Origin of the sequence: Hymenobacter sp. BT559, from assembly GCF_016427535.1 — a bacterium.
In the GTDB taxonomy this organism is placed as follows: domain Bacteria; phylum Bacteroidota; class Bacteroidia; order Cytophagales; family Hymenobacteraceae; genus Hymenobacter.
On record NZ_JAELXV010000001.1, the window covers coordinates 1,551,446 to 1,577,104 of the forward strand.

The 25,659-nt window shown below is 62.6% G+C and carries 20 protein-coding genes; 11 read left to right on the plus strand and 9 right to left on the minus strand.

The window, feature by feature from the left end; translation table 11 throughout:
* Positions 1-88 precede the first annotated feature (88 nt).
* The 9 genes from JAO77_RS06430 to trmB all read left to right on the plus strand — a co-directional run bounded on the left by JAO77_RS06430 (position 89) and on the right by trmB (position 11,820).
* On the plus strand, positions 89-3,325 hold the full coding sequence (locus tag JAO77_RS06430; protein ID WP_235998224.1) for a tetratricopeptide repeat protein: 3,237 nt from the start codon (positions 89-91) through the stop codon (positions 3,323-3,325).
* A gap of 35 nt (positions 3,326-3,360) precedes the next feature.
* A complete protein-coding gene (locus JAO77_RS06435; RefSeq protein WP_198989445.1) occupies positions 3,361-5,181 on the plus strand; it encodes a TonB-dependent receptor in 1,821 nt (606 codons plus the stop codon).
* Positions 5,182-5,273: 92 nt separating this feature from the next.
* Positions 5,274-6,551: an HU domain-containing protein gene (locus JAO77_RS06440; RefSeq protein WP_198989446.1), complete on the plus strand. Its 1,278-nt coding sequence runs from the start codon at positions 5,274-5,276 to the stop codon at positions 6,549-6,551.
* 105 nt (positions 6,552-6,656) lie between these two features.
* A complete protein-coding gene (locus JAO77_RS06445; RefSeq protein ID WP_144843098.1) occupies positions 6,657-7,364 on the plus strand; it encodes a MotA/TolQ/ExbB proton channel family protein in 708 nt (235 codons plus the stop codon).
* A gap of 85 nt (positions 7,365-7,449) precedes the next feature.
* On the plus strand, positions 7,450-7,872 hold the full coding sequence (locus JAO77_RS06450) for an ExbD/TolR family protein (RefSeq protein ID WP_198989447.1): 423 nt from the start codon (positions 7,450-7,452) through the stop codon (positions 7,870-7,872).
* A 151-nt stretch (positions 7,873-8,023) separates the two neighbouring features.
* Positions 8,024-8,950, plus strand: coding sequence for a hypothetical protein (locus JAO77_RS06455; protein ID WP_198989448.1), 927 nt, complete (start codon positions 8,024-8,026; stop codon positions 8,948-8,950).
* A 96-nt stretch (positions 8,951-9,046) separates the two neighbouring features.
* Complete coding sequence (locus JAO77_RS06460; RefSeq protein ID WP_198989449.1) at positions 9,047-10,360, plus strand: bifunctional folylpolyglutamate synthase/dihydrofolate synthase; 1,314 nt, start codon at positions 9,047-9,049, stop codon at positions 10,358-10,360.
* A 52-nt stretch (positions 10,361-10,412) separates the two neighbouring features.
* On the plus strand, positions 10,413-11,102 hold the full coding sequence (locus JAO77_RS06465; RefSeq protein ID WP_198989450.1) for an ion channel: 690 nt from the start codon (positions 10,413-10,415) through the stop codon (positions 11,100-11,102).
* A gap of 49 nt (positions 11,103-11,151) precedes the next feature.
* On the plus strand, positions 11,152-11,820 hold the full coding sequence (trmB, locus tag JAO77_RS06470) for a tRNA (guanosine(46)-N7)-methyltransferase TrmB (protein ID WP_198989451.1): 669 nt from the start codon (positions 11,152-11,154) through the stop codon (positions 11,818-11,820).
* Positions 11,821-11,849: 29 nt separating this feature from the next.
* On the opposite strand, the gene JAO77_RS06475 is transcribed toward trmB, so the two are convergent.
* The 3 genes from JAO77_RS06475 to JAO77_RS06480 all read right to left on the minus strand — a co-directional run bounded on the left by JAO77_RS06475 (position 11,850) and on the right by JAO77_RS06480 (position 15,130).
* Entirely contained in the window at positions 11,850-13,682 is a 1,833-nt protein-coding gene (locus JAO77_RS06475; RefSeq protein ID WP_502213805.1) for an erythromycin esterase family protein, read from the minus strand.
* A 29-nt stretch (positions 13,683-13,711) separates the two neighbouring features.
* A complete protein-coding gene (locus JAO77_RS24040) occupies positions 13,712-14,320 on the minus strand; it encodes a TraB/GumN family protein (protein WP_235998225.1) in 609 nt (202 codons plus the stop codon).
* A gap of 183 nt (positions 14,321-14,503) precedes the next feature.
* Positions 14,504-15,130, minus strand: a complete 627-nt coding sequence (locus tag JAO77_RS06480; protein WP_198989453.1) for a beta/alpha barrel domain-containing protein — start codon at positions 15,128-15,130, stop codon at positions 14,504-14,506.
* A gap of 184 nt (positions 15,131-15,314) precedes the next feature.
* On the opposite strand from JAO77_RS06480, the gene mnmA reads away from it, so the two are divergent.
* Both mnmA and JAO77_RS06490 read left to right on the plus strand, forming a co-directional pair.
* Positions 15,315-16,472 carry a tRNA 2-thiouridine(34) synthase MnmA gene (gene mnmA, locus JAO77_RS06485; RefSeq protein ID WP_198989454.1) on the plus strand — a complete coding sequence of 386 codons (1,158 nt, stop codon included), beginning with the start codon at positions 15,315-15,317 and terminating at the stop codon, positions 16,470-16,472.
* A gap of 216 nt (positions 16,473-16,688) precedes the next feature.
* Positions 16,689-17,441, plus strand: a complete 753-nt coding sequence (locus tag JAO77_RS06490; protein WP_198989455.1) for a hypothetical protein — start codon at positions 16,689-16,691, stop codon at positions 17,439-17,441.
* Between the two features lie 80 nt (positions 17,442-17,521).
* On the opposite strand, the gene JAO77_RS06495 is transcribed toward JAO77_RS06490, so the two are convergent.
* The 6 genes from JAO77_RS06495 to JAO77_RS06520 form a co-directional block, all read right to left on the minus strand.
* On the minus strand, positions 17,522-19,027 hold the full coding sequence (locus tag JAO77_RS06495) for an alpha-L-arabinofuranosidase family protein (protein ID WP_198989456.1): 1,506 nt from the start codon (positions 19,025-19,027) through the stop codon (positions 17,522-17,524).
* A 95-nt stretch (positions 19,028-19,122) separates the two neighbouring features.
* Entirely contained in the window at positions 19,123-20,196 is a 1,074-nt protein-coding gene (locus JAO77_RS06500) for a dipeptidase (protein ID WP_198989457.1), read from the minus strand.
* Between the two features lie 3 nt (positions 20,197-20,199).
* Entirely contained in the window at positions 20,200-21,303 is a 1,104-nt protein-coding gene (locus tag JAO77_RS06505) for a D-TA family PLP-dependent enzyme (protein ID WP_198989458.1), read from the minus strand.
* A gap of 183 nt (positions 21,304-21,486) precedes the next feature.
* Positions 21,487-21,951 carry a RidA family protein gene (locus JAO77_RS06510; protein ID WP_198989459.1) on the minus strand — a complete coding sequence of 155 codons (465 nt, stop codon included), beginning with the start codon at positions 21,949-21,951 and terminating at the stop codon, positions 21,487-21,489.
* An 8-nt stretch (positions 21,952-21,959) separates the two neighbouring features.
* The gene (locus JAO77_RS06515) at positions 21,960-23,279 is read right to left on the minus strand and encodes a gluconate:H+ symporter (RefSeq protein ID WP_198989460.1); all 1,320 of its coding nucleotides are present in this window, start codon (positions 23,277-23,279) and stop codon (positions 21,960-21,962) included.
* Between the two features lie 5 nt (positions 23,280-23,284).
* On the minus strand, positions 23,285-25,609 hold the full coding sequence (locus JAO77_RS06520) for a glycoside hydrolase family 20 protein (RefSeq protein ID WP_198989461.1): 2,325 nt from the start codon (positions 25,607-25,609) through the stop codon (positions 23,285-23,287).
* Positions 25,610-25,659: the final 50 nt, after the last annotated feature.

Consider the following 25,659-nt stretch of genomic DNA (forward strand, 5'->3'; position numbering starts at 1 on the left):
GCGCCCGCATTTTCTCCCTACTTTTGACCACTTGCGGCCCAGCAGCTCGGTTGGGGTCGCCTTCTTAAGTTCACGCTGCGCTTATTCCATGAAGCAACTTCCCCGGCTCGCGCTGGCGGCCAGCCTAACGGCACCGCTCGCGCTGGCTTCTCCCACCGCCCACGCCCAGCAAACGCAGACGTTCACCGCCACCGAGCGGTATTTTCAGGAAGGCCTCGACCTGTTTGACCGCCAGCAGTACGGCGCGGCCCAGCAGGCTTTTCAGCTCTACCTGCGCCAGGCGCCCCAGCGCGTGCAGGAGCAGAGCGGTCCGGCCGACGTAAGCGGCCGCCTCGAGCGCCTGGCCGATGCCGAGTACTACTACGCCGTGAGCGGCCTCTACCTGCTGCACCCTGATGCCGAGGGCCTCATCCTGGCCTTTGCCCAACAGCACCCCACGCACCCGCGGGCGGCGGTGGCCTACTTCGAGCTGGCCAAGTTTTATTTCGACCAAAAGAACTACGGCCAGGCCCGCGCCTACTTCTTGAAAGTAGCGCCCGCCAACCTCAGCGCCGACCAGCGCGCCGAGTCCGACTTTAAGCTGGCATACAGCCACTACGAGCTGAAAGAATACGACCAGGCGCGGCTGCTATTCGACCGCAATAAGAAGCAGCCCGGCCCGTACCGCGCCGCCAGCGCCTACTACGCCGGCTACCTGGCCTACCAGGCTGGCGAATACCCGGCAGCCCGCCAAGACCTGCTAACCGCGGCCGATACGGAACCGTACCGCAGCGCGGTGCCGGTACTCATTACCCAGATATATTACAAGGAGGGCGACTACGACGGGCTGATAACCTACGCCAGCCGGGCCTTGCAGCAAACGCCCCCGCCGCAGAGCGCCGACGAGGTGAGCCTGCTGGTGGGCGATGCCTACTATCAGAAACAAGATTACAAGCAGGCCGGCACGTACTTCGACCAGTACGCCAGCGGCCGCCAGGGCAAAATTGACCCCAGCCTGCAATACAAAATCGGCTTCGCCAACTACAAGCAGGGTGACTACAAAAACGCCATTGCTAACCTAAAGCCCGTTGCCACTCGCCGCGACTCGCTGGGTCAGAACGCCGCCTACCACCTAGGGCTGAGCTACCTGCAGGCTGGCCAGAAAACGGCCGCGCTCCCCGCCCTCGATGCGGCCCGCCAGAGCACCTTGCAGAAAGACGTGGCCGAAAACGCCACCCTGCGCTACGCCCAGGTGCAGTACGAACTCGGCAACCAGCCCGAGGTGATTGCGGCACTCAAGGACTTTCGCCAGAAGTACCCGCGCTCAAAGAGCCAGCCCCTGGTGGACCAGCTGCTCAGCGATAGCTTCCTGGCCTCGACCGACTACCAGCAGGCTCTGACCTACCTAGACGGCGTGCAGGACCGCGGCAATACCCTCAACGGCACCTACCAGCGCATTGCCTATTCCCGCGCCGCCACGCTCTACAACGACGGTAAGTACGCCGAGGCGCTGCCGCTGCTCGACAAGTCGTTGCAGTACCCGCAGGACGATGCCTTGCGCGCCGCCGCCCAGGTGCTGCGCGGCGAAATCTACTCGGTGGGCCAGCAGTACCCCGAGGCCATCACAGCCTACGCTGCCGCGGCCCGCACGGCCCGCGAGGGCGGCGTAGGCGCCGACGAGACACAGTACGTGCAGTTGGCCCGCTACGGCCTCGGCTACGCCTACTACAACACCAAGCAGTACGACAAGGCCCAGCCGCAGTTCAAGGCCTACCTGGCCGACCCTGCTGCCAAGCCCACCGACCCCAACTACTACGACACCACCCTGCGCCTGGGCGACACTTACTATGTGGCCAAGGACTACCAAACGGCGCTGGCGCAGTACGACAAAGTCATTCAGGCCAACGCGCCCGACAAGGACTACGCCTACTACCAGAAGGGCGTGACTCTAGGTTTGCTCGGCCGCAAAGACGAGGCCGCCACCACGCTCTCGACGCTGCTCAAGGCTAACCCCAACTCGCGCTACGCCGAGCAAGCGGTGTTTCAACAAGCGCAGCTCGACTTTCAGGCTGGCGACTACGCCCCGGCTGCTGAAGGCTTTTCGCGGCTGATTCAAAACCGACCCAATTCGCCCTTGCTGGCCGATGCTTACCAGCGCCGGGGCGTGTCCTACGCCAACCTAGAGCAGCACGAGAAAGCCGTGACTGATTTCCGCAAGGTGCTGGCCGACTACCCGCGCAGCTCGGCCGCGCAGCCCGCCCTCTACGGCTTGCAGGAAAGCCTGACGGCCCTAGGTCGCACCGAGGAGGTAGACCAGGCCCTGGCCAATTTCAAGACCCAGAACCCCGACAGCAAGGCCACCGAGAGCGTCGAGTTTGAAGCCGCCAAGTCGCTTTACCTAGCCGAGAAATACAAGCTGGCCCTGCCGCGCCTGCAAGCCTACCTCAAGCAGTACCCCGACAATGCCCTGGCCCCGGATGCCCGCTTCTTCCTTGCCGACTCGTACCTGAAAACGGGCGATAAGGCCGCCGCGCTGCCGCAGCTCAAGGCCGTGGTAACCGAGAACAAAAGCGAGTTTGTGAACCGCGCTGTGGGCCGCGTGGCCGACTTGGAGTTAGAAAATAAGAACTACCCAGAGGCCATCATTTACTACGGTCGCCTGCGCACCGCCTCGTCGAACCGCCGCGAGGTGGCTACCGCCACCCTAGGGCTACTACGTAGCTACTACGATAGCGGTGACTTTGCCGGCGCCCGCCGCACTGCCACCGAGCTCAGCACCCTGGCCGGTGCCACCGCTACGGCCACCAATACCGCGTTGCTCTACCTCGGCAAGGCCGATTACCAGCTCGGCAATCTCGACCAGGCGGCCACCGAACTGGCCGCTACCGTCACGGCCGCGCCCAGCGACGTGACCGGCGCCGAAGCCCAGTACACGCTGGCCGAAGTGCGTTTTAAACAGCAACAATACGACGAGGCCATCAAGGAAGCCTTTAAGGTGAATTCGGCCTACAGCGCCTACGAGTTGTGGCAGGGCAAAGCCTTCTTGCTGCTCGCCGATGTGTACGCTGCCCAGGGCGACACCTATCAGGCGCGGGCTACCCTAAACTCGATTATTGACAATAAATTCCCGGTTGCGGACATCGTAGCCGGCGCCCGCGAGCGCCTCAACGCCCTGCCTGCCAGCGACGACGCACCCGCCACAGCCCCCGCCGCCCCGGCTAAAACTACGCCCGCAAAACCCGCTGCCCCCGCCAAAACGGCTCCCGCAGCACCTAGGGCCACCACGCCGACCGCGCCCAAAGCACCGGCCCGCACCCCCGCCACCAAGCCCAGCACCCGCCCCTAACTTGATTAGCACCTCCGATGCGTAAAAATGGTATAATGAAACGTTTAGAAGTGAGTAAATCAAGTTTTAGTGTAAGTGTTCGGCGGTCGCTGCTGCTGGCTGCTGGTCTGAGCGGTGCCACCGCCCTAGGTGCCCAGGCGCAAGCCCAGCCGGGCCGCGGCCGGCCGCGGGGCACCATCCAGGACGCCGAGATTGAGATTGTGAAAGACCGGGTGAACACGCTGCCCGAGGCGACGCGCAACTTCGAGAAAATCCGGCTGGTGCCGCCGCCCAAGCCTACCCGCACGGTCACCTACACGTACCCCGATTTCAGGCTGCCCGCTACCCGCCTCAACACCGCGATACCGGTGCTGCCCATCGCGCCCGAGGCGCCGCCTCTGCTCACCGGCAACTACCTCAAGCTGGGCATCGGCAACTACGGCACCGTGTACGGCCGCGCCCACCTGCACTCGACCCGCAACGAGAAGTACAGCTACGGGCTCGACCTGCGCCACCAAAGCGCGGCCAACGGCCCCGTCGATGGCAGCAACTCGGCCACTACCCAGAGCAGCGCCGCCCTCACCGGTGAGGTGTACCAGGGCAACGCTGCCCTAGGTGCCAGCCTCGACTACGGCCGCGAGCGCTACCATTTCTACGGCTACGACGGCAGCAAGCTCACGAGTACGCCCGACAAGGGCAGCATCGAGCAAACCTTCAACCGCTTTGGAGCCCGGGCCTACGCCCGCAACCGCGCCCCCGATGCCGCCATTCAGTATGACCTCGGCCTGGGCTACAAGTACTGGAAGGACGCCTACACGTCATCGGAAGGCAACTTCTTCCTGGATGGCAAGCTCGGCTACGCGCTCAGCGAAACCAGCAAGCTGACCTTGCAGGGCGAGGCGTCGTTTATCACGGAGAAGGAGGACCTAGCCGCTATAACCCCTCCCGGGACCTTTAGTAACATCAGCCGCGCCCGCAATTTTGTGCAGGTGACGCCCGCCTACGAGCTTACTGGCAAGACCGGGGTTTCGCTGACCCTAGGGGCCACCTTCGGCTATTCGAGCGAGCCCAACACCGTGCCCGGCGGCAGCACCGACCAGCCCAACGGCGTGAGTAAGACCGCCGTGTACCCGGCAGTGCGCATCGGCTACGCTCTGGTACCCGAGAAACTCCAGATTTACGGTGGCCTAGGGGGTGCCTTGCAGCGCGTGACGCGCTACGACCTAACCCAGGAGAACCCTTGGCTGGCGCCCGGTGCTAGCCAAACCGTGGCTGACGCCCACCAGGGCGTGTCGGTGTATGGGGGCTTTACGGCGGCCCCGGCTAGCGGGCTCGAAGTGGCGGCCCGCGCTACCTTCAGCCGCTCGCGCAACCTATACTTCTACCGCAACTCGCTCACCGACACCACCAAATTTGACTTGGTGTACGACCAGGAGAGCATTGGCGTAACCAACGTGCACGCCGAGGTGCTCTACAGCGCCGCCGAAAAGGTGCGGGTAGGCCTCAAGGCCGACTTCAACCACTACGGCGTAAAGAACCTGAACCAGGCCTTTGGTCGGCCGTCGTTCATCGGCACGCTCTACGGCACCTACAACGCCACCGACAAGCTGCTGCTTGGCGCTAACCTCTACTATTACGCGCCTAACTACGGCGTCGGCTACCGCACCAACCTCGTAAATGGTATCCCCGTTCAGGAACTCATTAGCCGCCAAACCAACTCCGTCGTAGACCTTAGCTTGCGGGCCGATTACCGCATTACCCCAAAATTCAGCATCTTTGCAATGGGGAACAACCTCACCAACCGCCACTACCAGCGCTACCTGAACTACCAAAGCCAGGGTATCAACGTGATTGGCGGCGCCGCCTACAGCTTTTAGCCTTAATGGTTAATGGTTAATTATCAATGATTAACACCGTTGGTACACCGCCATTAATTAACCATTAACCACTAACCATTAACCATTAAAAAATGAACCTTTCCGACCACCTGCGCCCACTACTCCGCGAGCACGACTGCGTGATAATTCCGGATTTCGGGGGCCTTGTGGCCGAGTATGCACCGGCCCGCGTGCAGCTCGCCGGCCGTCATTTACTAAGCCCGCCTACCCGCCACGTGGCCTTTAACCAGGCCCTGACCCGCAATGATGGCTTGCTGCTCGATGCCCTGCGCCAGCACCTAGGGCTCTCGGCTGCCGAGGCCCGCGAGCAATTGCGCCAGGCTGTGGCCGCGCTGCGCCAAGAGCTGCAAGCCCAGCAGCGCATTGAGCTACCCGGCGTGGGGGTATTTCGGCAGCTGGCGGGCCGCGGCTTGCAGTTTGAATACACGGGTACCGAAAACCTCTTCGCCGCCGCCTACGGGCTGCCCGAGCTCACGGCGCACCCCATCGCCGTTATTGACGCCCGCCTGGCCCGCGAACAGCAGGCGCAGCTAGTGCCACGCTTGCGTTCGGCCGCTACTCGCAGCAACCGTGTGTCCCTAGTCGTGGCGGTCAAACGTGGGGGAGCTATTGGGCTGGCTGCTGGGGTAGTAGCGGGGATTATCTCCTTCCTGTCTATACATCCGCAGGTGGTGCCCGTGGCCTGGCAAGGCTACCTGCCCCGCTGGGAGCAGTTGAGCACCGCACCCGCGCCGCAGCAGGCTGCTTTTGCAACTGCGCCGCGCCCTACACTCAGCGCGCCAACTACACCCATTGCACAGGCCTTTGAAGAGAAGGTTGAAATGCCAACGGTAGTGCTCAAAACCGTGCCCGTACCCGCCGCTGAGCCGGCAGTGGTAGCACCAGCGCCAGCCGCTACAAAGCCCGAAGTGGCCGCCAAGCCTGTGGTGGCGACAGTAGCTAAGCCCGCGGTAGTCGCGGTGGCCAAGCCCGCCGTTAAGCCAGTGGTGAGCGTGAAGGACAGCAAAGCCGTAGTAGTAGCCCCGGTTGCGGCCAAAACCACCGCTGCCGTAGCTAGCCCCGCCAAAGTGGCTAGCCCAGCGGGCGCCACAATTAAAGCGCGGACTGGTCGTTTCTACATCGTGGTAGGTGCCTACACTTCGCTGGCTGGTGCGCAGCGCGGCCGCCAGGGGGTAGTACACGCCGGCCGGCCGGCACCCATGACCAAGATTATCGCGCCCTTCCCCGGCACGAATAAGTACCGCATTTCGGCCGCCGATTTCGCTACCTATGGCGAGGCCCTCGCCGCGGCTGCCCAGCTGCGCCAGAACCCGCATCTTGACAAAGGCCTGTCTGTATTTCCGTACTAAGCAGGGCCAGCGGCCGGCCTTCTAGCGGCTGGCTGCTCCATGACTATGCTTCTCAAGTTACTGGCCAGCTGCTGGTAGCTAACCGCCTACTTTCCCTCCCGCTGAATGTCCGTTTTTCTGCTGCAAGCCGGCCCTGCCCTCACAACCGTAGCCACCGACACGGCCGCCGCCCACGCCAATGCCATGGCCAACGCGGCCCCGGGCCTTTCACTTATCGACCTGATACTGAAAGGGGGCTGGATAATGCTACCCATCTTCGCGCTGCTCATCGTCTCGATTTACATCATCGCCGAGCGCTACCTCACCATCCGTAGCGCGGGCGGCAATCCGGAGTCGTTCATGACGGGCATTCGCTCCTTGATGGTGAAAGGCGACTTGCAGGGCGCCAAGCTCTACTGCGCTCAAAACCCCTCGCCGCTGGCGCGCATGGTAGAGAAGGGCCTACGCCGTATCGGCCTGCCCATCACCGAGATTGAGGCCAGCGTCGAGAACGTGGGCAAGATTGAGATTGCCCGCCTCGAAAAGAATATTAGCATCCTAGGTATCATCGCGGGCATTGCGCCCATGCTGGGCTTCGTGGGTACAATTATCGGCGTTATCAAAATCTTCTACGCCATCTCTAGCAGCGGCGAGTTCGGCATCACTCAGATTGCGGGCGGCCTCTACACCAAGATGGTAACCTCGGCCGCTGGCCTTATTGTGGGTATCATTGCCCACATCGGCTACCACTGGCTCAGTATCCTAGTCGAGCGCATGGTTTTCCGCATGGAAAACTCGGCCATTGAGTTCATGGACATTCTTCAAGACAATTAGTGCATGGTGCCTAGTGCGTAGTGCTTTGGGTAAAAATAGTCACTCAAAAGCCTAGGCACTAAGCACCAAGCACCAAGCACTAATTATGAATCTCTCCCGCCGCCGTCACGCTTCTTCGCACGTCGAGACCAGCTCGATGAACGACATCATGTTCTTTCTGATGTTGTTCTTCCTGATTGTGTCCACGATGGTGAACCCTAACGTTATCAAGCTGCTACTGCCCAATGCCAAGAGCAGCAAGCAGGTGATGAAACAGCCCATTACGGTGAGCATCAATGCGGCCGGTGAGTACTTTGTCAATAAAAAGCCCGCTACCGCCGCTACCCTCGAGCCCGAGCTACGCGCCCTCATCCCGGCAGACGCGCCCGCTGAGTCCCAGCCCACGGTAGTGTTACGCGTAGATGCCGGCCTGAACGTGCAGAAGCTGGTAGATGTGCTCGAAATAGGCAACCGCTTAAAGATGAAGATGGTGATGGCGACGCAGTCGCAGCAAGCCGCAGGAAAATAATTGTCAATTATCAGTTATCAGTGAGCAATTATCAAGCTGAGCTGACTGCGTGAAGGCGGTCGCGAGAAGTTGCTCCTGAGAGCTAACTAGCACTACGCTGGCGGGCTCCTAAATTATTGATAATTGTTCACTGATAATTGCTAATTAAATTATGGCCCTCGACTATCCCGAAGAGCACCGGCGTGAAGCCTTGGGTATCACAGCGGCTATTGTGTTGCTGCTGGCGCTCGTGTGCTTCTTCTTGAAGTTTAGCGGCCCCAACCCGCCGCTGACCACCCTAGGGGGCGATGGTGTAGAACTGAACTACGGCCTCGACGAAGCTGGCTCGGGTGATGTGCAAACGATGGCTGCGGCCAATGCCTCGCCTAACCGCGAAGACTCGCGCCCCGCCGCGGCCCAGCCCGACCCCACGCCGCAGCCGGTGCAGCCACGCGTGGAAACTACCCCCGCGCCCCAACCCGAAGCACAGGAAAAAGTAATTACCAGCGAGGCCGAGGACGCCGAAGTGGCTGCTCCGCCCGTGGAGAAACCCGCCGTGAAGCCTGTGCGGCCCGCTGAGCCCGTGCGCGAAACGCCCGCGCCACCCAAGCCCCGCGAGCAGCCCCGGGCCCTGTACACTCCCAAAGGCAGCGCTAACGGCACGGCAGGCGGCAATGGGGTGGCCGGCACCAGCAACGCGCCCACTGGCAACAGTAACGGCGACCGCCCCGGCACCGTGGGCGACCAAGGCGACCGCAATGGCTCGCTCGATGCTAAGGCCCTCTACGGAGCACCCGGCAGCGGCGGCAGCGGCTCGCGCCCCGGTAGTGGTGGCGGGGGCGGCCTCGAAATGAGCGGCTGGCGCTTCGACAGCACGCCCGTGGTAGAAGCCGTGGACGATAACCCTGGGGTTATCCGCTTCAAGATAAAAATCAACAGCGACGGCGAAGTAGAGGCCGTGACCAAGGTATCGGGCAACGTGTCGCCGGCCCAGGAGAAGCTGTGCCGGGACAAGCTGCTCGACGCCAATTTTATAAAAACTAACGCCGGCGCGGGCGGCGCTACGGGCTTTTATACCTTCCGTTTCTCGGTGCGGTAGCCTCCAGGAATGAACAATTATCAATGAGCAAGGAGCAGTCAAAAGGAGGTTCGCTTCCCTGACTGTTCCTTGCTCATTATTCATTGATAATTAAAGATGACTTATCAAGAAACACTAGCCTGGTTGTACGCACAACTGCCGATGTACCAGCGGGTAGGAGCGGTAGGCTTCAAGAAGGGCTTGGGCAACACCGAGGCGCTGGCGGCGGCCCTAGGGCACCCCGAAACCAAGTTTCAGAGCGTGCATGTAGCGGGCACCAATGGCAAGGGCTCGTCGTCTCACCTGCTGGCGGCGGTGTTGCAAAGCGCCGGCTACAAAGTGGGCCTGTACACCTCGCCGCACCTACGCGAGTTCACCGAGCGCATTCGGATAAATGGGCAGGAACTGACCCCGGACTACCTCGTGAGTTGGGTCGAAAACCACCGCCATTTGTTTGATGAGATTCAGCCCTCGTTTTTTGAGATGTGCGTGGCGCTGGCCTTCGACTACTTCGCCGCCGAGCAAGTGGACGTGGCTGTAGTAGAGGTTGGCCTAGGGGGCCGGCTCGACTCCACCAACATTATTACGCCGTTGGTGTCGCTCATCACCAATATCAGCTACGACCACCAAGCCATGCTGGGCGATACCCTGCCCGAGATAGCTGGCGAGAAAGCCGGTATCATCAAGCCCGGCCGCCCGGCAGTGGTGAGCCAAACTCAGCCGGAGGTGAAGTCAGTATTTGAGCAGAAAGCTCAGCAGGAGGGGAGTCCATTGCTGTTTGCTGATGCGCGCTATGCGGTGCTGGCAGCGGCTGGCGAGTCCCCAGCGGCCAGCCTAGGTGTGCAGCTCGTGGATGTGCTACGCGACGGACAGCCCTACCTGCAAAATGTAGAGTTGGGCCTGCTCGGCGACTACCAACGCCTGAACCTGCCCGGCGTGCTGGCCACGCTGGAGGAACTGCGCGTGCAGGGCTTCGACATCTCCGAAGCGGCCCTGCGCCAGGGGCTGCGTGAGGTGACGCGCCTTACTGGCCTGCGTGGCCGCTGGAGCATCCTAGGAGAGCACCCGCTGGTGGTGGCCGACACGGGCCACAACGAGGCTGGCTTGCGGCTCGTGTTGGCGCAGTTGGCTCGCCTAGTGTACCGGCAGCTACACATGGTTATTGGTACTGTCAATGACAAGGACGTGACCAAGGTGCTGGCTTTGCTGCCCCGTGAGGCCACATACTATTTCTGCCAGGCCGACATTCCGCGCGCCCTGCCGGCCGCTGAGCTGGCGGCGCTGGCCCAGGCGGCCGGGCTCACGGGGCAGGCCTATGGCCCGGTGCCTGCGGCCGTAGCGGCGGCCCGCGCTGCCGCCGGACCCGACGATGTAGTATTTATCGGGGGCAGCACCTTCGTGGTAGCCGAGGTAGCCGAATTGTACGAGTAGGGTAGCCCGGCTAGATTTGCGCCCTAGCGGCCCGCGCTAGAGTACCCTTTTTATGACCTTTCTGCATCGTCATTACGCCACGCTAGTGCAGCACCGGTATAAGCTCTTACTGGTGAGCTTATTGGTCTTGGTGCTGGGCTCGGCCTTTACGCCGGCCAGCATCGACCCGCGCCTATTTGCGGCGCTGCTGCTGCAAAACATGGCGGTAGGCGCACTGGTATTTTGGGAAGAGCGGCCGCTGGTTATCATCGGCTGCTTGCTGGCGGTGCTGGGGCTCGAAGTGGCAGCGCAAGTATGGGGCTGGCCAGCCGTGCGCGGCTTTACAGGAGTTGCCTATAGCCTCTTCTGCTTTGCCATCACGCTGCGCATCTTTCGCAAGGTGCTGCGCACCAGTCAGGTCACGACCGAACTGCTGGCGGCCACCATGTGCGGCTTTGTGCAACTAGGCATGGTGGGTACGTTCCTGTTTGTGTTCATCGACTTGTGGCAGCCCCAGTCCTTTGCCAATGTGGTATCGGGGCCCGGCAACGTACAGCCGCTCAATTATTTCAGCTTTATCACGCTGCTCACGGTGGGCTATGGCGACATCGTGCCCGTGAGCAATGTGGCCCGCAAGGCCACCATCTTGCTGGGGCTGGTGGGGCACTTCTACGACGTGTTCGTCATCAGTGTCATAGTGGGCAAGTACCTAGGGGGCGGTGCCGACTCGCCGCCCCCTAGGTACCCCAGCCCTGAAACTTAGGCGGCCGGCGTAATTTTGCGGTCTTTCTGCCGTTTTTATTGTTTGCCCCGTGCCCCGTATTAAACTCCAGCGCTTCGCTGAAAATGCCACTCGTCCTACTATTGTGGAGCCGGGTAAAGAGAATTTTGGCCATCTAGCTGGCAAGTGGGCCGCCGATTTCTTTCATAATAATCACCCCGTAGTGCTCGAAGTGGGTTGCGGCAAGGGTGAATACACCGTGGGCCTGGCCCAGCTGCACCCCGAGCAAAACTTCCTGGGCCTCGATATCAAGGGCGAGCGCATTTGGCGGGGCAGCACCCGCGCCGAGGCCCTAGGGCTGCAAAACGTAGGGTTTCTGCGTCTGATGGCTCACCAGCTCACCGACCACTTTGCCCCCGGCGAGCTCAGCGAAATCTGGATTACCTTCCCCGACCCGCGTCCTCGCGACCGTGACATCAAGCGCCGTCTCACCGCGCCGCGTTTCCTGGCGATGTACCAAACCCTGCTGGCCCCCGGTGGCGTGGCCCAGCTCAAGACCGATAGCGAAGGCCTGTTTGAATACACGATGGAGGTGCTGGCCGAGTGGCCCGGCGCGGTTATCGACGTAGCCACCCGCGACCTCTACACCGAAACCGACCCGGCTTTTGCCGCCGCCCAGGCCATCCAGACGCACTTCGAGGGCAAGTACCGCGCCGTGGGCGTGCCCATCAAGTACGTGCGGTTTCGGCTGGGAGCGTAATGCCGCGCTCCCAGCCGGCTAGCAGCGGGCTATTTATCCTGCACGCTGGCAGGCACCAGCACCTGGTACGAGTCCCAGAACTCGGGGCGGTAGGGCACGTTGGGGTCCACGCGAAGGCCGGTGGTTTGCAGCACTACGGGTTTGTCCTGGGTGAAGTTGGTGGCGAGTAGCTCCAGGCAGTCGCGCCGGGTTTGTTGGTGAGCGCCGGTAGCCTGGTCGGTGTACACCTGCTTGCTGTCTTGGCGGGCGTAGCGCAGGTAGTAGGTGCCATGTAGCTGCTCGTACTGGTACACATCGTGAATGGTAGCGCGCCGCGAAGTTGGCGCCGCCAGCCCCAGGTGGTGCAAAACTTTTAGCTTATCGATGGTATAGGGTGCGCGCCCGGTGAAAGCCTCGTACTTCACCACGGCGTAGGTATCGGTGGTGATGTAAATAGTGCCTTGGTACGACTCAGGGGCTGGGTAGCCGTAGGGCGTAGTGTAGGCGCTGGGCCGCTCGCACACAAAGCCCACCTCGTACACCGGATGGCCATCGTACTCGGTCTGGCCATTGAGGGTGAAGCGGTACTGGCGGCCGGGGCCGGGCTCCAGGGGGTTGCGTTCGGTTAGCACCGGGTCGTGGCTCCAGAGCAGCCAGTAGAGGGGCGGCTCGGGGGGGGCGGGACCGATTTGGCGCCGTTCGCGCATTTGTAAAAAACGCTGTTTTTCGGCGTGCTCCCAGCTGCCGCGCCGGTAGCCTTCCTGGTCGTAAAAATCCATCGCAGCCTCTTGGGTGGTGCGCAGCGAGTCGTTGTACCAGTTGCGACTGCGGGTGTAGAGCTGCATGCTGTTGGCCTGCTGCGGGTAGTTAGTGAGGATGCGCTCGCGGGCACGCTGCACTATTACCTCGGGCCGGGGCGGGGCCGTGACCAGCACCGTGGCCAGCAGGTGCGGCTGCGGCGCGAGGCGCACGGCCAGCGCAGCCGCGCCGCGCACCGGCACGCTCGCCGAGGCGTAGCCCAGGCATGACACTCGCACCGAATCGGCGCGCTGCCCGGCTGGCACGAACAAGGCAAACTGGCCGTCGGCGCTGCTTACGGTGCCCAGGCTGGTGCCGGGCAGGCCCACGCTGGCAAAGGCAATGCCCGCGCCGGTTTTAGTATCGCGCACCTGCCCCAGCAGCTTGCGGCCCCGCGCGCTGGGCGCGGCCACCGGCGCCATGTGGGAAGTAGGCCGCATAGTCTGGGTGTAGAAAAACCCATCGAATACCTCGGCCCAGGGCGCGCGCAGCGGCACGTAGCCCAGTGGCGAGGCGTAGAACGTGGCCCCGGCCGGCGCCCGGCGCAAGTCTACAAAACCCGCAGCGCAGCCCAACTGCCCAAACGCCTGCTCGATGCTACCGGCTGGGGGCTCGGGCACCGGCCGCAGGCTTTTAGGCTCCTCCAGATGCCCGTAGGTGCCGCTGCCCGCCACAAAGCCGAGGGCAAAGCAGGCCGGCCCGAGCTGGCGCTTCACCAGCTCGCCCATCGGCACGGCGCCGCCCAGCATCGAGCGGGCGTTTGTCTTTCGCACGTCATCCGAATCGGCCAAAACCTCGTGGCGAATATGGCGGGCCGTGATACTATCGTTGAGGTCGATGCGCGAAATATTATTCGCCAGGTGGTACGAGGCGGCCCAAACGATGATTTTCGGGTGCTCGGGCTGGCGGCTCAAATGCAGCAGGTTGTCGGCCATGAGGCGGTCGCGCGGGTTTTGCACCGGCTCGCGGTGGCCTTGCAGCGCCCGTATTTCGCCCCGCCAGTAGGCCCCGCTGCTGCGCAGCCACTGCTGCCAAAATCGCGCCCGGCCGGCCTGCGCCGGCTGACGGGCGGCCACGTAGGCCACCGAGGCTCGGCACTGCGCCAGCCAGCGGGTTAGCCGCAGGGTGTCGGCTGGGTGGCGCAGCGGCGCGTCGCCACCCTTCGAGAGCTCGGCCAGTAGCTCCTGGCCGGGGTAGAAATCGGCGGCCGTCCAGCGGCGGCGGGTGTCCTGAGCCACGAAGCGCCGCAGCTCGGGCAGCAGCTGCTCCTGGGTGTACTCGCCGTGCAGCTGGCAGTCCCTGCCAGCTGGAGGCTCCGGTGCTTGTCGAGGTAGGCGGCCAGGGTGTCGAAATCAGCCGTGCCGCTCCAGATGCCCTCGTACACTGAGCGCAGCAGCACCGGCCGCACGGGCCGTCCGGCGGCCATCTCGCGGCGTGCTTTGTCAAGGGCGTACATATCGCCCTCGAAGGCTAGTGTGTTGTAGCCTAGTGAGTCGTGCAGGTAGCGGATCAGGCGAATCTTGGCCTCGAAGGTGGCCCCATCCTGGTGGGTTTGCTCACCGAGCATTACCACCCGCACGCCCGCCAGCGCCTGCCGCAGTGGCGCATAGGCACCCGGCGCGGGCACTGGCAGGCAGCGCAGCGGCAGCCCAGCGGGCGCTTGGGCCCGGCCGAGCCAGGTAGTCAGGAGCAACCAGCACAACAAGAGAGAACTGCGCAGCATAGGGGAGAGGTAGTAGTTTTTACCTGGTAAGCAGCCAGCCGCTACTACCGCTGCGCAATGGTAGGCAACTAATTGCTAATTAACGCAAAAGGCAACGCCTGTTCAGACGTTGCCTTTTGCGGTAGTTAGCAGGATGCGAGGCCGCGCTACTGCGGCGGGGAGCGGGTGCTTGCCGTATTCTGCCTACGCCTCTTCCAGTGCTTCAAACACAGCTTCTAGCTCCGTGAAGTCGCGCAGGCCGGGCTTGATTTCGTCGCCGCCCTCCAGGATGAGGCCCGCCGGGTGCACGTGCTGGGCCGTTTCGGCAGCCTGCGTGGGGTCGGTGGGGCCGGCCAGCCACAGGGGGGCCTGCCGGGCCAGGGTGTGCCAGTAGGCGTAGTCGGCGGGGTAGGGCGCGGGCGCAGTCGTGAAAAACGCATAGCCGGCGGGTAGCGCCTCGGTGAGGTCGGCAATGGCCGCGGCGTAGTGCTCCTGGTTGATGAGCAAGCTGGACGGCACCTCCACTAGTGCGGGCACAGCCAGCCCCTGCGGCCAAGCTTGGCGCGCGCGGTCGAGGCGCAGCAGCACGCCCGTGAGGCCACATTCTTCGACCAAGCGGTTGATTTCAGGGCCCGCCACGTGGCCAAACTCGCCAATGATATCGACGCCGGCCACCCAGCCAGTCAGCTCGCGGGCCGTGGCCGCATCAACGGCGCCGGGCAGGTTGGTATCGAGGGTGAAAATGAGGCCTTGGGCGCCCATGCCCGCGCAGTAGCGGGCGTCGGACAGGTTATTGATGCCGCGCACAAGCACGGGAAGAGCTAAGGACATAGTGTCAATTAACAATGAGCAATGAACAATGAGCAGTTGACTGCACAAACTGCCGCATGGTAGTGCAAAGGTGGCTCCGCTTAGAGTTTCAAGTCTACAAACTGCTCATTGTTCATTGCGCATTGTTAATTTTGCACTGGCCCCAGCCGGAACGTTCACCTCCCTGGGTGGGTTAGCCAATTTCATGGAAAATACTCCGACCAAAGGCCGCGTTCTTGTGGCCATGAGTGGCGGCATCGACTCGTCGGTAGCCGCGGTGCTACTGCACGAAGCCGGCTACGAAGTAGTGGGCATGACGATGAAAACCTGGGACTACGCCAGCGCCGGCGGCTCGAAAAAAGAAACCGGCTGCTGCTCGCTCGATAGCATCAACGATGCCCGCGATATTGCCGTGCGCCTAGGGTTCCCGCACTACATCATTGATATCCGCGACGAGTTCGGTGATTTTGTCATCGATAATTTCACCGAGGAATACCTCGCCGGCCGCACCCCCAACCCCTGCGTGCTCTGCAACACCCACATCAAGTGGGATGCCCTGCTGCGCCGCGCCGACATGCTGGGCTGCCAGTACATCGCCACTGGCCACTACGCCCAAATTCGGCAGGATGCCGAGACCGGTCGCTACGTGGTGAGCAAAGGCCTCGACGAAAACAAAGACCAGAGCTACGCGCTGTGGGGTGTGACGCAAAAGAGCCTGAGCCGCACGCTGTTCCCGCTGGGTGCCATGCGCAAAACGGAGATTTATGAAGAGGCACGCCGCCGCGGCTTCACTGCCCTGGTCAACAAGCCCGAGAGCTACGAAATCTGTTTTATCCCCGACAACGACTACCGCGGCTTCCTGCGCCGCCGCGTGGCCGGGCTGGAAGAGCGCGTGGCGGGTGGTCGCTTTGTACTGGCCGACGGCACCGACTTGGGTCGCCACGAAGGCTATCCGTTCTACACCATCGGGCAGCGCAAGGGGCTGGGCATCGCGCTCGGCTTCCCAGCCTACGTAGTGGCTATTCGGCCCGAAACAAATGAGGTGGTGCTGGGTAACTACGACGAACTGGCCAGCTCCTTTACTACCGTGCATAAGCTCAACATGGGTAAGCTCGGCAGCCTTGAAGGCCGCGGCCTGGTGCCCGCCGTGGTGAAAGTGCGCTACCACCACGCCGGCTCGCCGTCGTTTTTGGAACAGGTAGAAGATAAAATCAACATCTACTTCACTGAGCCAGTGCACGCCATCACGCCCGGCCAAGCGGCTGTGTTCTACGATGGCGACGACGTGCTGGGCGGCGGCTGGATAACGCGCCACGTCATTGGCGAGGTGCCGCAGCCGCAAGCCGTGGCTGCTTTGGCTTAGCCTAAGCCGCTAGTGGCTAAAAAGCGAGGAGTTATTACGCAGGTGTGCCGCGTGATGGCTCCTCGCCTTTTGAGTGTTAGGTTGCTCAGGGCTAGCCGTAAAAACTATCCTAGGTGGCTGGGTAACTTCGGGGTGAGTGCGCGCTGCTTGCTAGCTTTGCTGCGAGCCTAGCCCAGTCTCGGCCTAGAAATTCAGTTAATGCTATTCTATCGAACTATGATGCTACGTTTTCACTATTCATTACTATCTAAAGCGCTGGGCGCCGCCGCATTGCTCGGTGCTGGCGCGCTGCTGGAAGGCTGCCGCCGCGAGTCGGTAGTGCCTACGCCAGTCGTCGATTACTATCCGCTAGAGGTGGGTAACTACCGCACCTACGCTGTGAGCGATACCCTGTGGAGCATGGGCGTGGCCACCCCCACCAACTACCAGCTGCGCGAGGCCGTGACGGAGAAATTTACCGATGCGGCTGGCCAAACGGCCTACCGGGTGCTGCGCTCCCGCCGCACTACCAACGCTCAGGCCTGGGCTCCCGACAGCGTATTAATAGTGCAGCAGCAGGCCCAAGCCATTTTGCTGACGCGTGACAACGTGCGCACCATCGAGCTTATTTACCCGCTGCGGGCCGGCAAGACTTGGAAAAAATACGCCTTCACCACCGAGCGTGCTGACAGCGTGCGGGCTTTCGATGGGGCCGTGGAGCGGTCCTTTACGACGCCAGGCGCCACGCCCGTAACCTACACCACCGCCGCCGTGGCCCGCGACCAAATGCCTATTGAGGCCAACGACGGCTTGCTGCGCCGGGGTGGCTACCTGCAAGTATTCGCTCAGGGCGTGGGCCCGGTGCTGCGCCGTCGCTACGCTTATGAAACCTTCTACACCACTTCCAACGGCGCCTCGGTCATCACGCCTACCATCATTCAGGTGGGGCGCTCGCGCCTAGAGGTACTCATTGACAGCGGTAAGCTCTAGGTGGCCACGTTGCCTTATTAGTAATACTGAAACGACCTGCTGCACACCGCGGTAGGTCGTTTGTTATTTAAGTCTACCTGTTAGAGCCTTGCTTGTAAAATAGTAATGCTGTGTGCCTCGGCGGTATACGTGGTAGCGCCGACCGCCAGGGTACGTTGCTTGTAGCTGACTACGTTTTTGTCCGGGGCTTTGAGCGTGTTCATGGCCTCTATTGAGGGCGCGTTCAGCTCATGCGCGGTCCAGGGGCCAGCTACTTTGACGTTAAGTTTCAACGGCACCGCTGCTTTGCTGTCGCGGTTGACAATGGCTAGGGTGAGGGTTTTGCCATCGGTGGAGGCGGACACGTCGAGGGCCTCCGCGCCGGTGGTAGTCACGGCCACGCTCTGGGGGCCGCATAGGCGTCGGTACAGCTCTAGGGGGTAATAAATGGTTTGGCAGATGGACGTGGTGTCATTCGTCATGATGGGCGCTAACACGTTCACGGTCTGGGCCCAGGTGGCCAGGCCAATCACCGCCGCATTGCGCTGAAAGATGTTGAGGAACGTGGCCACCCCTAGGGCGTGGTTCCAGGTGTAATCTACCTCTAGGTCGTAGGTGCCGTGGCCGCCGTTTTCCCAGATGCCCCACTCATCCACCGCGATTTTGACGGGCTGCTGCCGGGCCGGGAAGCGGTACCACTTGCTGAAGCTGGCTACTTTAGGCGGGGTGAGGGCGGCAATCTGGGCCGCGGTGGTTTTGATAGCCGCTTCCATCTCGGCGATGGACGTGAAAAGCGAGGCCGGGTCGCCGGGCTTAGAGCTGGCGTAGAGGTGCAACGCAATGTAGTCGCAGATGGGGTGCAGCTCTTGTAGCACCTGCTGGTTCCAGTCGGGCTTGTCGCCCACCATAATAAACTGGATGGACGGGTCTTGCAGCTTCATGAGCTTGGCGTAGTACCAGGCTTGCTTGATGTAGTCGCGCGGGTCTTGCAGCCGGCCGGCATCCTCCTTGGCGGCTTCTTCATTGCCTAGGCCCCAATACTTGACCTGGTAGGGCGCGGGGTGGCCGTTGGCTTTGCGCTGGGCGGCGTAGTCGCCCTCCGTGGCGTTGCAATACTCGACCCAGTCGGCGGCTTCTTCGGCCGTGCCGGTTGACATATTCACGGTTAGGAAGGGCGCGGCGCCGAGCAGCCGGGCGTACTCCATGTATTCATCGGTGCCGACGTGGTTGTTGTCGTAGCCGCCCCAGATGAGGTTTTTGCGCACCGGCCGGTTTTTGCCCACCCCGTCTTTCCAGTGATAAATCTTGGTGACCGTGCCGCCGGGGTAGCGCAGCAGGGTAGGGCGCAGTCGCTGCACTTTTTCGAGCACATCGGGGCGAAAGCGTCGGCGCTGGTCGTCGTAGATGCCGCCGTAAATGGCGCGCCCTAGGTGCTCGATAAACTGCCCGTAGATGGTAGGCGCTATCGCGCCGAGGGGCTGGTCGAGGTGCACCGTGATTTCGGCGGGTTTGGGCGCAAAAAGTCGTTTGACCGGGCCAGGCACCACCGCCCCGGCGAGGGCGGCCGTGCTTAGGCCAATGAATTGTCGGCGAGGCTGTTTTTCCATTAAACTCTTTGGCAAGTGCCACTGGCCGGCTGCGCCTTAGGTGGCTTAGGCCGGTGGGTACCGGTGTAGGGCGGACCAAGGTACCATTGCGGAGGTTAGGCCGGCCAGGTATTTCTGAGAAAGCGTAGCCAGTTGCCGTGCATCATGCCTTCGATGTCCTGGGTCGAGTAGCCGCGCTTGGCCAGCAGGTCGGGTATTTTTTGCAGGTCGGCGATGGTTTCTAGGTCGTAGGGGCACTGCTCGCGGCCAAAGGCGCCGTCGAGGTCGGTGCCTAGGCCCACGTGCTGGGCGCTTCCCATTACCTGGCACAGGTGGTCGATGTGGTCGATGGCCACCTCCAGGTTGCAATGCATGCCTAGGGGGGTGGACTCGCCGCGCACCCAGTTGGGCACCATCATCCAGGCGTCGAGGGCGGCGCCTATTACGGCGCCGCGGGCGGCTAGCGCCCGCAGCTGCTCGTCGCTGTACTGGCGGTTGTGGTTGACGAGGGCGCGGCAGTTGTTGTGGCTGGCCCACACGGGGCCGCCAAAGAGGTCGAGCGCTTCCCAAAAGCTGTCGTCGCACAAGTGGGTCGCGTCCAAGATGATGTTGAGGCGCTCCATTTCGCGCAGCAGCGCGGGGCCCTGGGGCCCTAGGCCACCGGTGGCATCGGTGCCCTGGGCGTAGCGGCCGGGCCCATAGTGGGCGGGGCCCACGGCGCGCAGCCCATACTGGTAGGCTTGCTCTAGGTGGCCCACGGTGATGAGCGAGTCGGCCCCTTCCAGGCTCAGGATGTATCCGATGGGCTTGCGGTCTTGGGGAGTGTCGTCGGCCCAGCGGCTGAGGTGCTGCTCTAGGGTGGCGCGGTCGCGCACTTGCGTCATTTCGCCGGCGGCCTCCATGGCTTGGTACCAAGCCAGCTGGCCTTGGGTTTGGGCCCAGGCCTGGGCGGGCGAGTGCCAGCCGGGGAGGGGGTTATCGGGCGCCACGTAACGGGCAATTTGGGTGGCTACCACCAGCCCGATATTGCCCTGGCGCAGGGCGGGTAGGCTAACAGTGGCCAGGCCGCGGTCGGGCTTGTCGGTGAGGCCAGCTTCGCGGGCGTTGAGGGCCGCCACGGGTTGGGTGAGGTCGCGGTTCCACTCCAGGGCGTTCATGCTCAGGTCGAGGTGAGCGTCTACAATCAGCATAAGCTACACAGTAAGAATACGGTCGCGGGCCACGGTGGGCCACGTGCCGGCCAGGTGGTGGTGGTCGATGGCAGTGGCCTGGGCGTAGAGGGCCACCGTGGGGCAAATGTGGTGCGGCAGGCCGTAGAGCACGTCGCCTACTCGGTAGCCGTGGTCGGGCCCAGCTTCCACCACTAGGTGCTCTTCGCTGTGGCCGATGGGTTGCAGCTCGGGCGCATTCAGAAAGGTAATGCGCTTATCGAGCGGGCTTTCCGAGGCGATGGCTTTGTGCCCTAGGTCTATGCATAGCGTGGTGGCGGTGGGCCGCGATACGACGCGGCACAGCACCAGCGCCGCCGGCAGAAACGGCTGCTCCGCAAACGCCCGGCCGTAGCCGCCATCCCAGTAAATAAACGTGCCGGGGCTGCACTCCACACCCGGCCGGGCGGCGTGCACCGGAAACGTGGGCGTGCCCCCCGCCACGACGACGGGCGCAAACCCTAGGTCTTGCAACTGCTCCACTAATGCGGCCACTGGCGCAAAGGCCTCGTGGCAGCGCGCGGTACGCACGGCCAAGTCTTCGTCGTGAATGTGGCCGTCGTAGACGTGCAGGCCCACTACGTCGAGGTTGGGCAAATCCTGGCATTGCTGGTAGAAGGCCAACGCCGCCGCCGGGGCCAGGCCCGAGCGGTTCATGCCTACATTGAGGTCAATGAACACCGGCACTAGTAGGTGGGCGGCCTCCGCAAGCGCGCTCAACTGACGGGCGGCTTCGTAGTCGTCGAGTAGGCACGAGAAGCGGGTGTGCGGGTACTGCTCCATGAGGGCGAGCAGGCGGCGAGCCCTGGGCCCCACGGGCTGGTAGGCCAGCAGCACATCGGGCGCCTGGCAGCTGCCCAGCAGCTCGGCTTCGGCAATGGTGGCGCACTTAAACTTGGTGATGCCGGCGGCGAGGGTCAGCAGCACGGCTTCGCGGCTTTTGTGGGTTTTGATATGTGGGCGCAGCCGACCTAGGTCGTTGATTTGGGTGGTGAGTAACGCTAGGTTGTGCCGCACTCGGTCAGGGTATACCACCAGCGCGGGCGTGTCCACCATGTCTGCGTCTGTTATTTCAAACCACTCTGCCATGGGTAGGGCTGCTATTTAAGGTCTCTTTAATCTTTTTGGAAATCCGTTGGTCATGCAGAGCGCAGCGAAGCATCTCGCGTGGTGCAGTAAACTCTGACGTTAGCAACGAGGCGAGCGAGATGCTTCGCTACGCTCGGCATGACCAACGACTGATTAGTCACTATAGCGATACTGAAAATCGGATTACTCCAATTCAAACAGCGCCTCTATCTCGACCGGAATATTATCAGGCAGCGAGCCAAAGCCCACGGCGCTGCGCACGCCGATGCCATTTTCGGTACCCCAGACCTGGGCAAAAAGCTCGCTGCACCCGTTGATGATGTAGGGATGCTTCTCAAAATCGGGCGTGCAGTTCACCATACCCAGCACCTTGATGACGCGCTTGACCTTGTTGAGGCTGCCTAGGTTGGCCACGATGGTCGATAGGATGGTAAGGCCCACTTGGCGGGCGGCCAGCTTGCCGCCTTCTTGGTCGATGGCGTCGCCGATGCGGCCGATAATCAGGCTTTTGTCGTCTTGTACCGGCCCGTGGCCCGATACGTAGAGGTACTTGCCATCGACCAGGCAGGGCTTGTAGACACCGAGGGGCGTAGGGGCGGGGGGCAGGCGCAGGCCGGTTTGGGCGAAGTTTTCGTCGGGAGTAGCCATGAAAAAAATCAGAAGTGAAGAAATTGATTGAGCAAGATTACGCCGGCCAGCCCGGTCACGGACACGAGGGCTTCCATGACCGACCACGACCGGAGCGTGTCTTTCACGCTGAGGTTAAAGTATTCTTTAAACATCCAAAACCCCGCATCGTTGACGTGCGAGAACATGAGACTGCCCGCGCCCACGGCCAGCACCATCAGGTTGGGGTTGGTGTGGGTTTGAAGGAGCAGCGGCGCGATGAGGCCCGCCGTGGTGAGCCCCGCCACCGTGGCCGACCCCACGCAGGCCCGGATGATGGCCGCCATGAGCCAGCCCAGCACCAGCGGCGGCAAGGCTACGTGCTGCAACAAGCCCGCGATTTCGGTGCTGGCGCCGCTGTCAGTGAGCACCTGCTTGAGGGCGCCCGAGGCCCCTATTATCAGCAAAATCAAGCTGATGTCCTTGACGGCGTCGGCGTAGATGGCCATGATTTGAGGCATGCTGCGGCCCGTGCGCCAACCTAGCGAGTAGGTAGCGTAGGCCACGGCCAGCAGCATTACTACCGAGGGCTGGCCCAGTAGCGCTACCACTGCTTGCCCCGGGGCGCCCGCCGGCGCCAGCACGGGGTACAGGGCGGCCAGCATCAGGAGCAGCACTGGAAACAGGGCCGTGAAAAAGCTATTGGCCGTGCCCGGCACCCGGGTCTCGGCCGCCGGGGCCGGCGCAAACACCTCCAGCGGCTCTGACGCCAGCCCTTTTAACGTCTGGGAGAATAGCGGCCCGGCAATGATGATGGCTGGCACGGCCACCGCCAGGCCGTAGAGCAGTGTGAGCCCCATGTTGGCTCCAAACTGCACTACCAGCGCCGTGGGCGAGGGGTGCGGGGGCAAAAAGCCGTGCGTGACCGAGAGCGCCGACAGCATGGGCAGCCCTAGGTAGATGGCCGGCAGCTTGTAGCGGTACACGATGGAAAAAATGAGCGGCACCATCAGTACGAAACCGATGCCATAGTAAAGCGGAATACCGATGATAAAGCCCGTTACCACCATCGCCCACTGAATGTAGCGGGGCCCGAAGGCGCGCATGAGCGCGGTAGCTAGGTTTTGGGCGGCGCCGGTTTCGGCCAGCAGCTTGCCCAGCATGGCTCCTAAGCTCAGGATGAGCACGAGCGACCCTAGGGTGTCGCCGATGCCCTTTTCGATGGACTTGGCGATGTTAGCGAGCGGCATGCCCAGCAGCACCCCGGCCAGCAGCGAAATAGACAGGAAGGCCAGGTAGGCATTGACCTTGCAGACGGATATCAGCAAGACCAAGCCCACGATGCACAGCAAGACAATAACTAAGGTCATAGGGGCTAGTAGTTTACCAGAATTTCATCGACCAGCAGCCAGGCCTTGCCGCCCGCGCCGTACTCGCCAGCCGGAATGACGCCTTGGTTGCTGGCCTGCACCTTGATATAGCGGGCCGATACCGGCGCAATGCGGGCGCGCACCGGGTTGATGCCGTTAATCGGAAACTCGGTTTGTTGGTACACGGGCTGGTAGTTTACCCCATCGCTCGACACGGAGAAGACGAGCTTGGTGGGCGGCCACATCTTCTGCCAGTGGTAGTTGAGCACGTTGGTGCCCACGCTGCTGAGCTGCTGCGGGGCCCCTAGGTCAAGGGTAGCCTCTAGGTCGGTGCCGCTGAAGCCGTACCACTGGCCGTCGTTGTAGCGGCTGGTGCCGGCCACGCCGTTGGTGAGGCCCCAGGTGGTGCCGGGGTTGTAATTGCCGGCCGGCGGGTTGGCTAGCGCTACGGCCTTGCCAGTGGCCGGGCCTACCGTAAACTCTTTGGTGTAAACCGGCTGCGTGCGCCTAGAACCCACAAAGACGCTGGCTTTCACCACGCAGCTTTTGCTGATGAGCAGGGGCGCGGTGTACTTCGGGCTCTGGGCGTCGGGCTCCTGGCCGTTGGTGGTGAAGCGGATAGCACCCTGCGGCGCGCTGGATTGCAGCCGCAGTAGCGGCAGGCCACTGGGGCCAGCCCGCAGGCTGTCGGTCACTTCGTCGTAGTTACGGGCGGGCACCACCCCTAGGGCGCCCAGCAGCGGGTCGTGCGTGCGGACGCGGGCCAAGAAGCCGGGATAGTCGCGTGGGCCGCGCGGCGACCAGGCGATTTCGGCTACCGCCAGCAACCTAGGAAACACCATATACTCCAGCTTGCGCGGGGTGGGCATGTACTCGGTCCAGACATTGGCCTGCACGCCTCGCACGTAGCGGGCCTGCGCGGCGGTGAGCACGGCCGGTACCGGCTCGTAGCGGTAAAGCTTGCGCAGCGGCGTGTAGCCACCCGCCGCCAGCGAGTCGCGCGGGTTCAGCGACTGGTAATAATCGAGGTACACCTCTTTCTCGGGCGTCATTACTACCGAGTGCCCCAGCTTAGCTGCCTCGATGCCGCCCTGCTCGCCGGTCCAGCTCATGACAGTGGCGCCCGGCGATAAGCCGCCCTCCAGGATTTCGTCCCAACCTAGGAGCTGCCGGTTTTTGGTGGCCAAGTACCGGCCCATGCGCTGTATGAAGTAGCTCTGCAACTCATGCTCATCTTTCAGGTGCTCGGCCTTGATGCGGGCCTGGCACTTGGGGCAGACTTTCCAGCGCGTTTTGGGGCATTCGTCGCCGCCGATGTGCACGTAGCGGCCTGGGAAGATGGCCATCACCTCATCAAGCACGCCCGTCAGAAACGTGAAGGTGTCCTCGTTGCCGGCGCAGTACACGTCATCAAACACGCCCCAAAACGTAGCCGCCTGGTACGGCCCGCCCGTGCACCCTAGGGCCGGGTAGGCAGACAGCGCCGCCAGCGCGTGCCCCGGCATTTCGATTTCGGGAATGACCGTGATTTGGCGCTCGGCGGCGTAGCGCACCAGCTCGCGAGCCTCGGCCTGGGTATAGTAGCCGCCGTAGCGCTGGCCATCGAAGCGGTGCGGCAGCTCCTTCTTGTGGCCTATTAAGGTTTCAGCCCGGTAGGCCGCCACGGTTTGCAGGCGTGGGTATTTCTTGATTTCGAGGCGCCAGCCCTGGTCGTCGGTCAGGTGCCAGTGCAGGGTGTTGATTTTGTAAAAGGCCAGCACGTCGAGCCACTTTTTCAGCACCGGCACCGGGGACATATGTCGGCTCACGTCGAGGTGCATGCCCCGATACCCGAACCTAGGGTAGTCTTCTACCATGCAGCCTGGCACGCGCAAGGCGCCCCCGGTGCCGGCGGGCAACAGCTGGCTCAGGCTTTGCAAGCCATAAAACACACCTGCCTCGTCGTGCCCCGTCACCGTGATGCGGCCGGGCGCCACCACCAGGCGGTAGCCCTCCGGGTGCGTCACGGCCTGCGAGTCGAGCCGCAGGTAAATGCCCCCCGCTGCCCCGCCCGCCGCCTTAGGTTGGCTGAGCGTGAGGTGGCCCACAGTGCGCACGTACTGCCGAAACCGCGCCGCCGCGCCCGGCGCCAAGCCCGGTCCGGTGTGCACCGCCGTGCGGCTCGTGAGCACGAATGGCGCGCCGCCCGCCCGCGCCCGCACCGGCTGCGGAATAATAGGCAGCGGCGTTCCTAGGTTCGGCTGCGCCTCGGCCTCTTGCCCGAGCCCGAAGCACAGGAGCAGGCACAGGGCAGTTCTTATATAAAGGAGTGGGCTTGTGTTTAAAGGCAATGTCTTAGCAAATAATACCTAGGGTATACACGGATGCTTTTCCGGCAAAA

Bases quoted from the DNA above. Each gene is read 5' to 3' on its own strand.
- JAO77_RS06480 (WP_198989453.1), bottom strand. From the start codon at position 15,130: ATGTCCTTAGCTCTTCCCGTGCTTGTGCGCGGCATCAATAACCTGTCC.
- mnmA (WP_198989454.1), top strand. From the start codon at position 15,315: ATGGAAAATACTCCGACCAAAGGCCGCGTTCTTGTGGCCATGAGTGGC.
- JAO77_RS06500 (WP_198989457.1), bottom strand. From the start codon at position 20,196: ATGCTGATTGTAGACGCTCACCTCGACCTGAGCATGAACGCCCTGGAG.
- JAO77_RS06450 (WP_198989447.1), top strand. From the start codon at position 7,450: ATGAATCTCTCCCGCCGCCGTCACGCTTCTTCGCACGTCGAGACCAGC.
- JAO77_RS06465 (WP_198989450.1), top strand. From the start codon at position 10,413: ATGACCTTTCTGCATCGTCATTACGCCACGCTAGTGCAGCACCGGTAT.
- JAO77_RS06440 (WP_198989446.1), top strand. From the start codon at position 5,274: ATGAACCTTTCCGACCACCTGCGCCCACTACTCCGCGAGCACGACTGC.
- JAO77_RS06510 (WP_198989459.1), bottom strand. From the start codon at position 21,951: ATGGCTACTCCCGACGAAAACTTCGCCCAAACCGGCCTGCGCCTGCCC.
- JAO77_RS06505 (WP_198989458.1), bottom strand. From the start codon at position 21,303: ATGGCAGAGTGGTTTGAAATAACAGACGCAGACATGGTGGACACGCCC.
- JAO77_RS06445 (WP_144843098.1), top strand. From the start codon at position 6,657: ATGTCCGTTTTTCTGCTGCAAGCCGGCCCTGCCCTCACAACCGTAGCC.
- JAO77_RS06455 (WP_198989448.1), top strand. From the start codon at position 8,024: ATGGCCCTCGACTATCCCGAAGAGCACCGGCGTGAAGCCTTGGGTATC.
- JAO77_RS06490 (WP_198989455.1), top strand. From the start codon at position 16,689: ATGATGCTACGTTTTCACTATTCATTACTATCTAAAGCGCTGGGCGCC.
- JAO77_RS06460 (WP_198989449.1), top strand. From the start codon at position 9,047: ATGACTTATCAAGAAACACTAGCCTGGTTGTACGCACAACTGCCGATG.
- JAO77_RS06495 (WP_198989456.1), bottom strand. From the start codon at position 19,027: ATGGAAAAACAGCCTCGCCGACAATTCATTGGCCTAAGCACGGCCGCC.
- JAO77_RS24040 (WP_235998225.1), bottom strand. From the start codon at position 14,320: ATGCTGCGCAGTTCTCTCTTGTTGTGCTGGTTGCTCCTGACTACCTGG.
- JAO77_RS06515 (WP_198989460.1), bottom strand. From the start codon at position 23,279: ATGACCTTAGTTATTGTCTTGCTGTGCATCGTGGGCTTGGTCTTGCTG.
- JAO77_RS06430 (WP_235998224.1), top strand. From the start codon at position 89: ATGAAGCAACTTCCCCGGCTCGCGCTGGCGGCCAGCCTAACGGCACCG.
- JAO77_RS06435 (WP_198989445.1), top strand. From the start codon at position 3,361: ATGAAACGTTTAGAAGTGAGTAAATCAAGTTTTAGTGTAAGTGTTCGG.